Raw genomic sequence first — 13380 nt, 5'->3', positions numbered from 1 at the left:
CAAGAATGCAAAAGAAACTAAACGAAGACTTTATTGACGGCTATTGTGAGAAATTTGCATCCAAAGTGACTGCCGAATTTTTCAAAGATGGCAAAGACGTTATCACCGGAAAGGAAATACTGAAAGTCACCCCATCCAAGCAGGTCAATTTTTTTGTCATCAAACTACTCTTCCGTTACTGGCAGGAGGAAACAAAGAAGCTGGAAAGCCCCTTCTTCAACTACAAACACGAAGAAGTTCGCCAGGCAATGATCCAGTTTATGAATGTGCTTTCCCAGCACATCGAAATAAACAAGGAAAAGTTTGAGACCCTGCTCAATCATGCGGTGAAAGACACTATCTATCTGGCCGCTATGCCGCAGGCGTATGTAGAGATAGATCTGGATAGTCGTGGAGTAGAAAAGATTGCGGATAAATCGGTCGAAGGCACGGTGAAATACCTGAAGATTCACAAAAAAGAAATCCAAAATTTCCTATCTGATATGAAAGGCCTCACCATTGATGATGTGATTGATGAGTTGCCTGAAGAGTTTGATGATTTTGACACTACTGAAGCGGTTGAGGAAGAATGTAAGCTGTTGTCCTCTGTATTGGATATCACTGCAGAAAAGGTTTTTTCAGATGATCCTGCAATAGATGAGGATGAATTTGACGAGGACGACCTGTTTGCCCCGGGCGAAGAAGACCTGGTAAGTGATCGCCCATCTCCTTTCAAAAAAACCGCTCCCGACTCGCAAAAAGAAAGTGAGGGAGTAGAAATGAATACCGATGATGAGGCCATGAGTGAGGAAAACATTGAAGATGAGCCGTCGAAAGATGCTGAGATCATAGTAGAAGATAAAAAGGAGACTGAAGAAAAGCCATCTGAAAAAGAAGAAGAACCGAAAGCTAAGGAACAGATGGAAGAGGAGGAAGAAGAGCCCAAGAAGGTACAACCTCCTGTGATGCTGGAGGACGATGATAAAGAAGATGACTTCCCTGAAGAGACGATCAATAAGCAGTTTGAGAAGGAAGAGGAAAGCCTGGCAGAGCATCATGAAAAAACACCAAAAGAAGGCGGAATCCTTGAGCTGATCTCATTGAACCATCGGTACATGTTCATTAAAGAGCTTTTCCGCAACGACAAAAACGAATTCGAGAATGCGCTTTACGAATTGGAACAGTACGATTCATTTGACGACTCGGTCGAATTCCTTGTTCAGGGCTATGCCAAGCACAACGAATGGGACATGCAGTCTGATGAGGTGAAGGAATTCTTAAAGGTGCTTTTCAGAAGGTTTAGATAATTACGTGAGTCTGCCCAATCAACAAATCGATCAGGATCAACTGGTTGCACGCTTGCGGGCGAAAGAGGCAGACGCATTCAGCTACCTGTATGACAACTACTCGGCAGCTATATATGGATCGATCTCCCGCATTATAAATGATGAAGATGTGGCTCAGGAGGTATTACAAGATGCCTTTATGAAATTTTGGGATAAGATTGACCAATACAATGCTAAAAAAGGCCGTTTCTTTACCTGGATGGTAAATATCAGCCGCAACCTTGCGATCGATAAATTGCGATCGAAAGAAATGAAGAAGGTCGGGAAAACCGATAATATAGAAACCTACGTAACTGGTATTGAGCGATCGAAATTAAATCACCTGAATGTTGATGGCATTGGCTTGAAAGAGACGCTTGCCACACTCCGAGAAGAAGAACGATTCATTCTCGAGATGGCATATTACAAAGGCTATACCCAATCAGAAATATCAGATGAATTTGATATCCCTTTGGGGACGGTGAAAACACGCCTTCGAATGGGATTGAAGAATTTGAGAAAAATATTGCAGGTAGAGTGAACATAGAAGAATACATATCGTCAGGCATACTGGAAACCTATGTGATGGAACAGCTCTCCCAGGCTGAGCGTACAGAGGTGGAGCAGGCTGCCGCCGATCACCCGGAAATACGGGAGGAAATCGAGAAGATCGAGCTTTCTATAGAAACACTTGCCTTTGCTACCGCAGTGAGGCCACCGGATGGAGTAAAAGACAAACTCATGCAGCAAATTGATGGTGATGAAAAAAGCGAAAAGGGAGGCAGGGTAGTATCCATACAACCAGACAAAAGCCTGGGGATTCTGAAGTTTGCAGCAGCTGCCTCCATACTGGTGGCACTAACCTCTGCAGTGATGGCCTATACCTACTGGAAAAAGTGGCAGAGCGCTGAAAATCAGCTGGCTGATATGATCGCACAAAATGCCCAGTTTGCTGAAAACTATAACCAGGTGAATCAGCAGCTGGATGACATTCAAAATGCTGTGGCGATCATGAACAATACCGCCTACCAGCGGGTGGTGATGGCCGGAACAGAAAATGCTCCTCAGGCTCAGGCAACTGTGTACTGGAATGAGGCAACTGCAGATGTGTATCTCAGCATTCAAAACTTAAAAGAACTATCTCAGGATCAACAGTATCAGCTTTGGGCAATCATTGATGGCAAACCAGTAGATGCCGGGGTATTTGACCCGAACAATGGCAACTTCCTTGTTCAAATGAAAAACATCACTTCGGGTGCAGCGGCCTTCGCTGTAACCATCGAGCCTCGTGGTGGTAGCGAAAACCCTTCGTTTGAGACTATGCAGGTAGTGGGAAATGTGACGACATAGTCGCCTTTTATTATTTCCCCAAGCTTATTCATTTGAAAATGTATTCATTTCGTGTAAGTCTGTTTAGACTGACACCTTCCGAAAAGTTTGAAACTTTCAGGAGTCTTAGAAATAAAACCGAACCACTCTTGAGTTGGGCTGGGGCTGCAGTCTCATATGACTAGTGCTAAAGTAATAGACGCTAACTCCCTCCTAAAGGGGGTTAGGGGGTGATTCTAATATTACCTCCTACACGAATGCTGCTCTGCGCTAACTGATTTGGTATTTTTGTTGAGGGTCAGCCAATCTGTGGATTTATTACACTCGTGGCATAGCGGAACTATGCGCCAGGTATTATCCCCGGATTTGCGTTTTACATGTGCACCTACTTTGGCCGGATTGGTGCAGTTCTTTGTGCGACAGGTACCAACATCCTCTTTGGTGGTGCGCTCCCAATGCTTCAGCCACGAGCTGCAGCATTCGCATGCTCTTGCATGATTTTTATGTATCACTTTTACTTCCATAGCTAGAGTAAGATAATCAGTATAAAAAATGAAATACCAATCCTTCCAACGATGTTATCCTTACCTGATCACTACAAGACCTGAAAATTGTTGTTTCTCATCACTAACTACCACCTGATAAATTCCCTGGTCCAGTGCAAGTTCCTTATTTATAAGGACATGTGACCACTTCCCCGCTGTGGCGTTTTCTTTTTTGCTATACAAGACACGTCCATCAAGCGCATAGATATTAATCTCAACCGGGCCTCCTTTTTCCAGATCAGCAGTAAGCGTAAACCGGTCCTCACTAGGGTTGGGAAATAAGTGAAGTCGATTTGATGAATGAGACAGACTCTGTACACCTAGCACCTCAGGTATTGTTGCGCCGTAAAGGTCAAAAATTGAAAGTGAAATCTCATTGATGTTCACTTCGTACTCATCTATGGCAGGAGCTAAAGACAAGGAAGACTCATAAAAGCGCAGTTCTAAACCGATGATCATATCCCTATCTTCTTTGGGTAACTCATAAATCGGAATAGACACCACACCCCCTACGGGTATATATGTTCCCAAATCAATCTCAGTAACAGCCAATTGCAGAACAACATTTACGGCTCGTGCATCGAGTTTAAGATTTAAAAATTTATAATGCGTCCACGGTTGCTCGTATAGTTCCGTAGTATACCTCACATAGTCATCTGTTGCATCTCCATCAGTGACAAGGTTAAACCCAATTAGATTATCACAGGGAGAACCGCCGCAAAAGCTTGGATCTCGAGCACTTACATAAAGTTCTGGTGTATCCATGCCTTCACCTCGCAGTGTACTTCGATCATACACGTCTGCCTCAAAGTCAGCAATGATCACTTCTTCGGTTGCACCAGACCCTGATGCACAGTGTGATGGCATACATAGTATCATCGTTGGGCTTTTGTACTGATGGTCTAATCCATTCAGATCCACATCATCAAAAAACTCAGTGGCTTTATGATGAACATAAAGAATGTTATCATGAATAAAATACTGTTCATTGGGATTGGTCACCAAGTCCCAAATATCACTGGCATATGGAACAGAAGTACCGTCTTCATAAACAAGATTCACTTCACTGGGAATGTGCGTAAAAGCAGAGATCACACGATGATCTTGTCGTGCCCATTGGAGATAAAATGGCATTCGATGTGGTGTTCTGTGAAACTGCCAGATATACATTTCCGTCCGATGGGCCATATCATTGTTGGTGAAAACCACTGGCTGCATGATATGATCCTCTCTGCCAGCATCCAGTACCATTGTTGGATAATTATCTCGTTCAAATTCCTGAGGCATGCCGAGATATCGAATACCGTATACTCCTGTGCGTTCTGCTGTTCCCCAATCAGGCCTCATGTACATAGTGCCTACATCCAGATCATGAGTAATCACAGCATCCCAATCGGCTACCAGCATATCCGTAGATTCAAACTGTGCATTATATGCCCGATCTCTCATAGCCATTGGATCATCGTCGTAATCCTGGCTCCATTGCAAAAGAGGCACCAGTCTTGAATTGGGTACCCCGGTGACGGTTCCATCAAAATCAATCAGTCCTGAAGCAAAGTTGTTATCCACATGAGTATAAAAATCAAAGTCCACTTTTGACGCGTCGGGTGTGCCTGCCGCCCAGGTGATCCCTCTAGACCAGTGAGCCGGACTTTTTCGATGCGCTCCAAAGATGCCAAAGCCCACCGTGTTTTCATGATCAAAGCCCGCAAAGTGTACATTATCCAACCCTGATGGCCCATCATAGAGAATATGACCATGTAGCCGGTTCCTCCTTTCGGTATGATCCAACTCCAACACTGGAAGTGAGTAGGATACCGACATGTCATGTTGGTTCTTTCTGGGTACACCTACATTTGCTGATTGACCAACAATGAGTGAGTTTCTCAAGATTTGATTAAAAGAGAAAAAAGCATTGGAATGGCTGTTTGCCAGTCGGCAATTTTCAAAGTACATGGTGCCCGCACGGGTCCAAATGCCTCGAGAACCTGCCTTAAATGAAGTAAACTCCTCTACCTGCAGGATAGTCCCTGGTGGAAGGGGTGGCCGGTATTCTTTATAGTCTGTGAACTCTTCGCCAACGTCTACCTGACCGTTCTCGTTTTCATCGTGCCAGAAAACCACAGCATCTATGGCCAGATTGGTAAAGTTATTGGAGTGACCTCTGTTGTTTCGGAATTCCCGAATGGGAAGGTCCCCAGGTACAAGGGTGTTAGTCGGATCGCCAATTACATATTCCAATGCCAGCATCCAAAAGCCTGAGCCCTCCGAACCAGCTGCAGCGTTATTAATGAAGGTGTTGTCCGGGTTGGTGATCCAAAATGTTGCAGGGAAATGCCTCGAATGATCATCGTCCTCCAACCGGTCATGTCTTTGCACCCGCTCATCCCACTCTGGCTTCCGTGTCAAGACACCCAGGTTGTGATCGAATATATTGCCTCGCTCACTTCCTGCTTCCATAAAAAAGCCATGACCAATGTGATCATATGCCACTATGTCCTGAATGAGTGCATTGCTCGTGTGATGAACAGTCATTACCCGATTAAAAGAATGATGCACGCTGCTATTTTTGAAGTATTGTCCGGTAACATCGTGTGCATGATGCCAATGAAAAGGATACCTTCCAAGCAATCCTTTTTGACCCATGTGATATAACTCTACCCCTGAGATATATGCGCTGGATCCCATATCTTTTACTATAATGTGACCGCCAAAACCTGATTCATCGGCTTCTTCTCCTCTGATTAGAATGTTATGTGTCAGTAAGCCCACCTCTGCTCTTTCGTCCAGTTCGAGGGTACCTCCATGAAAATACTGCATCTCACCATAGTGTAGGGTATCTAATGGCACATCAAGGTGAATTGTTCTGCCTGCTCCGGTTACTTCGGTAATGGTCCTTATCTCCGCTTGCAATGCACTGTAATCAGTAGAAGCGATAATAATTTCATCGCCTACTCTCCAATCGGTGGCATCCACCAGCTGAATATTTGTTGATCCGGCATCTGCTGTGGCCGATAGTTGCGTCCAGGAAAGCCTTTCTTCCCCATGCATAATAATAGACCCTTCTTCAATAGCACCAATAAACTTGGATCCTATGGAGTGAATATCAAGTACAGGGTCATTTCCGCGAAGCGTGATTACTCCTTTGGCGGTGTATGGATCAGCTTCTGTACCCCAAATTAGCTTTGCTCCATTACCCCAGACTAGAATATAATTGGTAGTCAAATAGATGTCCTGATCATTCTTAGCAATTAGCTCACCATGTACAATGATGGATTCTACCTCTACGTCCTGATCAATATAAATTATCACTTCAGCAGGAATTTCTACCTCATCACCCACATCGGGTATGGTACTTCCTACCCATGAATCGGGATCTGACCAGACCGGATTGGTTGGATTATTCTTTGCAATGATTTGTGCCCCTGAAAGACTTGGGACAAATAGAACCAAAATAGCTAAAGCAAAGAAACTTGTCTGTATGGTGCGAAAACTGTTACAACGAACCTCCGCAGATATGGTGAGTCTCATCGGGACATTAAAATAAATATTATGAAATCTAAACTTGATAAAGTACAATAAATATAACCAATTATCTGATAGATAAGAAGCGCATAGGTGTCACACCCGCCTAATACTTCAGAAGTTCTACCAACACCCGATTGTATTTGTAAATGTTAATCAGTCTGAGGTTTAGGTGAATGCGGGGGTTCTTATAATCTTTTTTTAGGTAAGATATCATCAGGTAGAGGTGCTCGATAAGCTCACCGATACTAAACCCAACAATAGGCTTAACTTTAAGGCGAGTGGCAAGTTCCTCTTCCACTTTTTTTCGGGAGAGCAGTGTGTATGGAATCTCCAGTTTCACCGCGGCAGATAGCTCTTCGATCTCACGCATCTGAAGAATTTCTATTCTTCTGGCATCATCTATTTCTTTAATCTTGACATCCTGAAGAAACTTATCATTGGGCTTGAGTTCAGTACGAAGTGCACGCTTCAGTGCTGCACGCTTTTGCTTGAGCGCCGCTGCATCGTTGGCTACATCATAGATCTCTTTGATTACGGACATAGGTGGGTTCTGAAATTAGTGCGGAAAAGTACTAAACACTGGTTTATTCCTGGTGATTTTGAAGGAGTACAAAACACATGAAAACAATAATTCATTTTATTATTGCAGCCCCATGCTCAAATTCTTCAAAAAGAAACCAAAAGAAAAACAGCCTCCTCAGCTATTGGACATGGATGGAAATCCCATCATGGAAGGGGATGAGGTAATGGCTCAGCGATATGAGCTTGGTAAGTGTAAGGTTGAGCTTGAAGGGCTCCAGTTTTCCTATGTTTCTAAAGAGTCAGGTAAAAAGGTTAGTTACGTCAAAATGATTGATGCGATTACTGGTCATCAAAAAGTGAAGAAAGCTAAGTAGCTCCAATCATCAATGCCGATAGCCTTTCCAGGTACCTCCGTATCGATAAAAAGAACCCTTTTGATGGACACGCAAACATTGCTCGCACACAAAGATCCACTCTTTCCCTTTTTGTGTTTGTATGCGGTACATCACGTCATGATCTTGCTGACAGGTCGCACAGGTCTTAGTTTTCATATTTTCCAGATGAGGCTCATTCCGGCAGGCGTAAACGACAGCTGATCTACGTACTTGAAAAGTATGAACCCATGACTTTTCTGAATCAGGTAAAATGCTACGTCGAATGCGAAAAGAAATCCCCCCTGCAAAATCAAAGATTGACCAAACCCTTTGAATCGATCCGCGTTTTTGGTTGCGTTTTTTGATCGCTCTTTCAAAAGGAATCCACCAGCGACGTAAGCAAGGTCAAGCCCGGCATTGAAAAGTAGGATTTTCTCAATGGAATGCTGCTCCAGCAACGTCTCGCTTAAGCTTAAACCTAAAGCATTTCCAGTAGCAGCAGAATAGTACCCGAACCCAGCTAGTATTAGGTTAACGCCATTCCAGTAGCCATTCATTTGATGGAAGTATTTATCATGACCTGAAGCGCGACTTGCTAAAATCGGACTTAGGGCAATATTTGTAATCGCCCAAGAACCCAGAGCCAACATTCCTTTTCTTGTCAGGTCAAGCCTCTCCACATTAAAGGAATCAAGCTGTTGGGCATTCGCCAGGTAGAACGTAGCAAATACAGTTAGAAAGAAGAACAATCTTTTATACATAATTCATCAATTCAGGGTACTCGTAAACGGAAGCGTAATGCCCTTCAGTTTGGACATATTCTATGAGGTCTTTGAAGAATGGATCAACGCCTAGGGTGCTGGAATCTCCGACCAGGACCAGTCGGTACCGAGCACGGGTCATGGCCACATTAAGCCTTCGGTATTCTTTGAGAAATCCAATGATACCGTCAGGATTTGACCGAACCAATGAAATATAGATTACGTCTCGTTCCTGTCCCTGAAAAGCGTCTACACTATTCACATCTATATCCTCACGATGAGATGCCAACCTTTCCGATCGATTGATGCGATGCTTCAATACCTCCACTTGAGCTTTGTAAGGTGCAATCACCCCGATTGACAGACCCTCCAGTTTGTCCTGCTCCATGAGGTAAACCAATGCATCAGCTTCTTCTTCGTTGTATGTGCTTAGAGTCTCCTGTTTCATTTTTTCCCCAAACCCGGCTCCTGCTGTATCGACCATACTTACCACTTGGTCAAACAGCTGTGGACGCTGTAGGATGCTAGCATCAGCCTTTAATTTGCCCTGATAAAATCGCTTGCTTGAAAACCCCATGATTGTTGGGTGCATCCGGTATTGAACCTCAAGCATGACCACTCCTTCCGGTTGAGCCCTAAGACCCTTAGCAAAAAGTGTATCCTCAAGACCTTCTTTAGCTGCTTCAAATGATTTTATTGTTGGGGGTAGCTGAAAATGATCGCCCGACATGACCACCTGTTGCGCTCTGGTTATTGGGATCCAGGCGGCTCCTTCCAGAGCCTGGGAAGATTCGTCTATAAAGACCGTTTTAAAGAGTCGGTCTTTTATCAAGGATTGACTGCTCCCCGTCAAAGTACAGGCGATCACTTGCGCCTGATCCACCAGGTTTTCGGAGATGTAATTCTCTAAGTGCCTGGATTCACTTTTTAAGGCGCGGGCCTCCTTATACAGCAGGTCACGTTGCTTCTTCTCCTGCCGGCCAAAAGATCGCTTGTATTTACCGGCCAGGTTTCTGTATTCCTCGGACTGCTTTCGCATTTCTCTCAGCCTATTGAAGTCCGGGTGCTTGCTGATCTTTACATCAAGGCTGTTTTCTACCACGTCTGGTGTGAGTCGTGCCGGGTGACCAATCCTAAGCACATTTAAATCCTCACCAATCAATTTTTCTACTAACAAATCCACAGCAGCATTGCTTGGCGCGCATACAAGCACTTGCTTCTCCGTTCGTACAGCCTCCTTGATGCATTTTACCAGTGTGGTTGTTTTGCCTGTCCCGGGAGGACCATGCACAAACGCCACATCTTGAGAATCAATCACCTTAGAGTAGGCTTCATTCTGAACAGCATTCAGCGTCGGAAGCTCATAATTATGACCTGAATTGAAATTCGCTTTTTTGATACCACAGAAAATATCCCTCAACTCTGCCAGCCGATCGTTTTTGGCATTCATCACCAGGTTCAGGGCTCTGTTCATCTCACGATAGGTCCCATCATCGAATAGCAGGTTGATGCCAAGCTTATCTTCCTTTATCCAGTCAGGTAGGAAAGATTGATTGAGCACAATACGCATGGTATCTTCCTTCAGGTAGCTCACCACGCCCCCTAACGTTTTATCCTTTTCCTCAGTCCCGGAAAAAATACCAACCACAGCACCCACCTGAAAGGCATGCTTTTGATCCTGATTTTTGGTCTTTCGCACCTCTACGGTGATCCGCTCCCCGGTACTTATGAAGTCACTGACGATCTTAATTGGATACCAAGTCACTCCGTTTTTTTCACGCTCCTCGATTGAGGTGTTCATCATTCGCTCCTGATACAAAGCGTAATCTGCTTTTTTTTCTTTCTTCAGCAGGTTGAGCTGATGCTCAAAGGAATCGATGATTTGTTCTGGAGTCATACAGGAAAGTAAACACAAAACTCTGGAATTGGTTGATAAGAAATGAAAGACGCGAAAATACACATCGTTGGAGCTGGCATAAGTGGATTAATAGCTGCAAGGAATTTGGAGAAGATGGGCTATGCTCCAATTATTCTGGAAAGCAGCACTCGCTCTGGTGGTAGAGTACAAACAGACATTATCAATGGTTATCAACTGGATCGTGGATTTCAGGTGCTTTTGGATGCATATCCTATGGCCAAAAAATATCTTGATTACGGGCAACTGGACCTTCAGAAGCTAAGTGCAGGAGCGCTCATTTTTAGCAATGGCAAATCATCGCTTTTTGGAGATCCGATGCGTGATGCCTCCTTTTTATTGTCTACTGTATTTAGCAAGTCCGCTACATTCAAAGACAAAACAAAAATTTTCAAGCTGAAGCGGGATCTGGGTAAACGAGATCTGGAAGCTGTTTTTGACGACAATGAAGAAACCACTTTAGCACATCTTCAAGGTCTTGGATTTAGTGATAGAGTCATTCAAAACTTCTTCCGACCGTTTTTCAGCGGTATTTTTCTGGAACCAGACCTGCATACCTCTAACCGTATGTTCAGCTATGTGTACAAACTCTTTGGTAAGGGAGATGCGGTTATTCCCAAAGGGGGAATTGGCGCTATCAGCGAACAGCTAGCCGCTGCTTTGGAAAATACTACTGTCCAGTACAATCAAAAGGTAAATGAGGTCAAGAATAATGAGATCACTTTAACAGACGGAACCACTGTAAAATCTGATTTTGTGATTGTTGCAACTGATCCTTCTGAACTCATTTCAAATTATGCTTCCACCCTTGACTGGAAAACGTGCGACAATTTATACTTCACGGCAAAAAGACGGGTGATCCAAAAGCCAATCATCGGTCTAAATGCTACCACAGGCGCTTTGGTTAATAATATCTTTTATCCTTCCAGCATCGAGACAAATACAACCGGGCCGGAGGAATTATTATCAGTCACTGTCGTGCAGGAGCATCAATATTCAAAAGAGGAATTGATAAGCATCGTAAAGCATGAGTTATCTACCGATTTTGGCATAAACGATCTCACATTCTTGAAGCACTACCGAATCGACAGAGCTCTGCCTAAACTAAATGATCTGCAATACTCAAGAGACGACCGGGAAATGCTGCTGATGGATCACATAGCGCTCGCGGGAGATCATCACTTAAACGGATCGCTCAATGCCGCAATGGTTTCAGGCGAAGCTGCCGCTCGCGTTGCAAATCAAGTGTTAGAAGACTCATTAATTACTTTCGGATGATTAAGCAAAAAAGCATAACCCTATTGTTCATGGCCATACTGGCATTCTTAGTCTTGGGCAATCCATCGGAGAAGAAGTTCTTACAAACTGTCGCTGACGATTTCGGAACGATTCATCATGGTGCCAAGATCTCCTCAGAGCAACTTGCGGTGATAGGTTCAAGCCGCTATCAATCCTTTTTCCTGTTTAGTACCTACGAATATGCTTTTGGCACGATCAAGGTAAATTACTACGGTGTAGGTTTTATGACCTTCTTCCAGGGAAGTAACACGGGCAAGCAGCATTATAAATCAGATAAAAAAACACTACAATCTTAATACCATGAGTCAATTACTACAACCTCTCCCTCCAGGGTACAAAGCACACAGCTATTCTTTTGAAGTCGCCATGCCTCATGCTGCAGAGCATGTATGGACATGGCTCAATGACCCAAAGACCTTTACGGATACACAGGTTTGGCCTTACAAAGTAGAATTCTACAGCCCCGACCCTGACACCATTCCAAATGGATTTCATGAAGAAGTACTTACCAATCACACAGGTCCATTCATAAACTTTGCAGGAAAGCTTTCCAGCATTAAACCCGACTATCGCGACCTGCAATATTTCTATGGAAGCTATGCCCTATCCTTTCGGTGGATTCGTCCATATCGATTGGAATTTTGGACGGAAGAAAAAGATGGAAAAACCAGGCTCACTTGTACCATTAGTTCTTATGTGAAGCCCTGGATTTACAATTTCTGGGATCGCGCCCAGCGTTTGTTTTGGAGAAGATTTAAATCCTGGTCTAAAAAAAGCGTATCTAAAATCGCCTTAAAAGTTGCTTGAGTCCTTTCTGGTCCGGGGACAGAAAATTTCACAAGTAAGTGTTTAAGTAACAAAAATTGATGATCAAAGATCACCTTAATAGCGACATTTTCCTCTAAATGGAAGATATCTCTTTCCTCAGCTCTTGAATATCCTGTAAATAAATCTGCTCCAATACTTCCACATAGGGTGGACTTGCTGAAATCCTAACAGCTATTTCTATGCTGATTTAATTCTCCCTGGCAGCCTCAACCATGCCCAGTGCCCAGTCACTGATTAGCTGTCGCTGTTCATCGGTAAGCTGTGCTTCAGTGTGCACAGGAGTATAGGATTCTAATGGCATCTCACCTTCCAGGGTTTCTTCACTGATTTCTTCCAGCTTATGCAGCTTGCGCTTCATGGAGAAGGTTGCCCACTCTGAAAAATTCAGCTCTTCACGACCATGCTCTACATGCTCGAAAATCCACCATGACAATGGAGTGATATAGGTATACCACGGATAGTTTGTCTCCATCGAGTGACAATCGTAGCAGGCATTTCGTAGCAAAGTAGCTACCTCCCCATCAATCACCTCATGAGCCATGATATCGTTAGGGTTTTCAGCTCTTACTTCCGGAGGGGTTCCTCTGAAAAACTGAAGAATAATGACAGCACCAAGCAAAACAAGAAGGGCAGGTTTGATATATTTTTTCATCTGAATTCGAAAATTATGCTTTTGAAGGGCTGCAAATTAAAAATATAGGGTCATTAAACTTTCACTACTTCTAGTGATTCTGATGCTTTAACGCCAACAATGCTAATCCCTTACAATCAACTTATATCTATAACCTCTTACATTAATATGGGGTTGCGACTGGACGCTTACAACAACTACATAAACAAGAATGAAAATCAGGAAACGACTTTTGATATGCTGGACGCATCCTTGAGCTATCGCAAAAAGTAGAGTCCTTGGGAGTTTAAGGTTCAGGAGTTGAATTTACTAGACACGCTAATGGTTTAAAGCGATAGTTTCAG

The 13380-nt window shown here is 43.7% G+C and carries 14 protein-coding genes; 8 read left to right on the top strand and 6 right to left on the bottom strand.

Going from position 1 to position 13380, the window contains the following annotated elements:
• Positions 1–5 precede the first annotated feature (5 nt).
• Genes ACXAH9_RS11075 through ACXAH9_RS11065 form a run of 3 tightly spaced genes read left to right on the top strand, consistent with a single transcriptional unit; the run spans position 6 to position 2654 of the window.
• Positions 6–1286, top strand: coding sequence for a hypothetical protein (locus ACXAH9_RS11075; RefSeq protein ID WP_474894923.1), 1281 nt, complete (start codon positions 6–8; stop codon positions 1284–1286).
• A gap of 4 nt (positions 1287–1290) precedes the next feature.
• Positions 1291–1845: an RNA polymerase sigma factor gene (locus ACXAH9_RS11070; RefSeq protein ID WP_474894922.1), complete on the top strand. Its 555-nt coding sequence runs from the start codon at positions 1291–1293 to the stop codon at positions 1843–1845.
• The gene (locus ACXAH9_RS11065; protein WP_474894921.1) at positions 1842–2654 is read left to right on the top strand and encodes an anti-sigma factor; all 813 of its coding nucleotides are present in this window, start codon (positions 1842–1844) and stop codon (positions 2652–2654) included. The genes ACXAH9_RS11070 and ACXAH9_RS11065 overlap by 4 nt, the downstream gene beginning before the upstream one ends.
• Before the next feature lie 221 nt (positions 2655–2875).
• Here ACXAH9_RS11065 and ACXAH9_RS11060 read toward each other — a convergent pair whose 3' ends face one another.
• The 3 genes from ACXAH9_RS11060 to ACXAH9_RS11050 all read right to left on the bottom strand — a co-directional run bounded on the left by ACXAH9_RS11060 (position 2876) and on the right by ACXAH9_RS11050 (position 7247).
• A complete protein-coding gene (locus ACXAH9_RS11060; RefSeq protein WP_474894920.1) occupies positions 2876–3157 on the bottom strand; it encodes a hypothetical protein in 282 nt (93 codons plus the stop codon).
• 60 nt (positions 3158–3217) lie between these two features.
• Positions 3218–6709, bottom strand: a complete 3492-nt coding sequence (locus tag ACXAH9_RS11055; protein ID WP_474894919.1) for a G8 domain-containing protein — start codon at positions 6707–6709, stop codon at positions 3218–3220.
• A 100-nt stretch (positions 6710–6809) separates the two neighbouring features.
• Positions 6810–7247, bottom strand: coding sequence for a hypothetical protein (locus ACXAH9_RS11050; RefSeq protein ID WP_474894918.1), 438 nt, complete (start codon positions 7245–7247; stop codon positions 6810–6812).
• A gap of 58 nt (positions 7248–7305) precedes the next feature.
• On the opposite strand from ACXAH9_RS11050, the gene ACXAH9_RS11045 reads away from it, so the two are divergent.
• Entirely contained in the window at positions 7306–7602 is a 297-nt protein-coding gene (locus tag ACXAH9_RS11045; RefSeq protein WP_474894917.1) for a hypothetical protein, read from the top strand.
• A gap of 173 nt (positions 7603–7775) precedes the next feature.
• Here the strand turns inward: ACXAH9_RS11045 and ACXAH9_RS11040 are convergent, their stop codons facing one another.
• A complete protein-coding gene (locus ACXAH9_RS11040; RefSeq protein WP_474894916.1) occupies positions 7776–8363 on the bottom strand; it encodes a DUF6992 family protein in 588 nt (195 codons plus the stop codon).
• Entirely contained in the window at positions 8356–10260 is a 1905-nt protein-coding gene (locus tag ACXAH9_RS11035) for an AAA domain-containing protein (RefSeq protein ID WP_474894915.1), read from the bottom strand. The genes ACXAH9_RS11040 and ACXAH9_RS11035 overlap by 8 nt, the downstream gene beginning before the upstream one ends.
• A 42-nt stretch (positions 10261–10302) precedes the next feature.
• Here ACXAH9_RS11035 and ACXAH9_RS11030 point away from each other — a divergent pair, with 42 nt between their 5' ends.
• The 3 genes from ACXAH9_RS11030 to ACXAH9_RS11020 are packed head-to-tail and all read left to right on the top strand — an operon-like array spanning position 10303 to position 12384.
• Positions 10303–11556, top strand: a complete 1254-nt coding sequence (locus ACXAH9_RS11030; RefSeq protein ID WP_474894914.1) for an NAD(P)/FAD-dependent oxidoreductase — start codon at positions 10303–10305, stop codon at positions 11554–11556.
• On the top strand, positions 11553–11873 hold the full coding sequence (locus ACXAH9_RS11025) for a hypothetical protein (RefSeq protein WP_474894913.1): 321 nt from the start codon (positions 11553–11555) through the stop codon (positions 11871–11873). Before ACXAH9_RS11030 ends, ACXAH9_RS11025 begins: the two co-directional genes overlap by 4 nt.
• A gap of 4 nt (positions 11874–11877) precedes the next feature.
• Positions 11878–12384 carry a hypothetical protein gene (locus ACXAH9_RS11020; protein ID WP_474894912.1) on the top strand — a complete coding sequence of 169 codons (507 nt, stop codon included), beginning with the start codon at positions 11878–11880 and terminating at the stop codon, positions 12382–12384.
• A gap of 208 nt (positions 12385–12592) precedes the next feature.
• Here the strand turns inward: ACXAH9_RS11020 and ACXAH9_RS11015 are convergent, their stop codons facing one another.
• Complete coding sequence (locus ACXAH9_RS11015; protein ID WP_474894911.1) at positions 12593–13057, bottom strand: heme-binding domain-containing protein; 465 nt, start codon at positions 13055–13057, stop codon at positions 12593–12595.
• 99 nt (positions 13058–13156) lie between these two features.
• Between ACXAH9_RS11015 and ACXAH9_RS11010 the strand changes: the two genes are divergently transcribed.
• A complete protein-coding gene (locus tag ACXAH9_RS11010) occupies positions 13157–13309 on the top strand; it encodes a hypothetical protein (protein ID WP_474894910.1) in 153 nt (50 codons plus the stop codon).
• The last annotated feature ends 71 nt before the right edge of the window (positions 13310–13380 follow it).

This window comes from Ekhidna sp. ABH4_415, assembly GCF_056161305.1.
The sequence above is the reverse complement of the archived record's forward strand: the minus strand, read 5'-3'. Positions and strand labels throughout refer to the sequence as shown.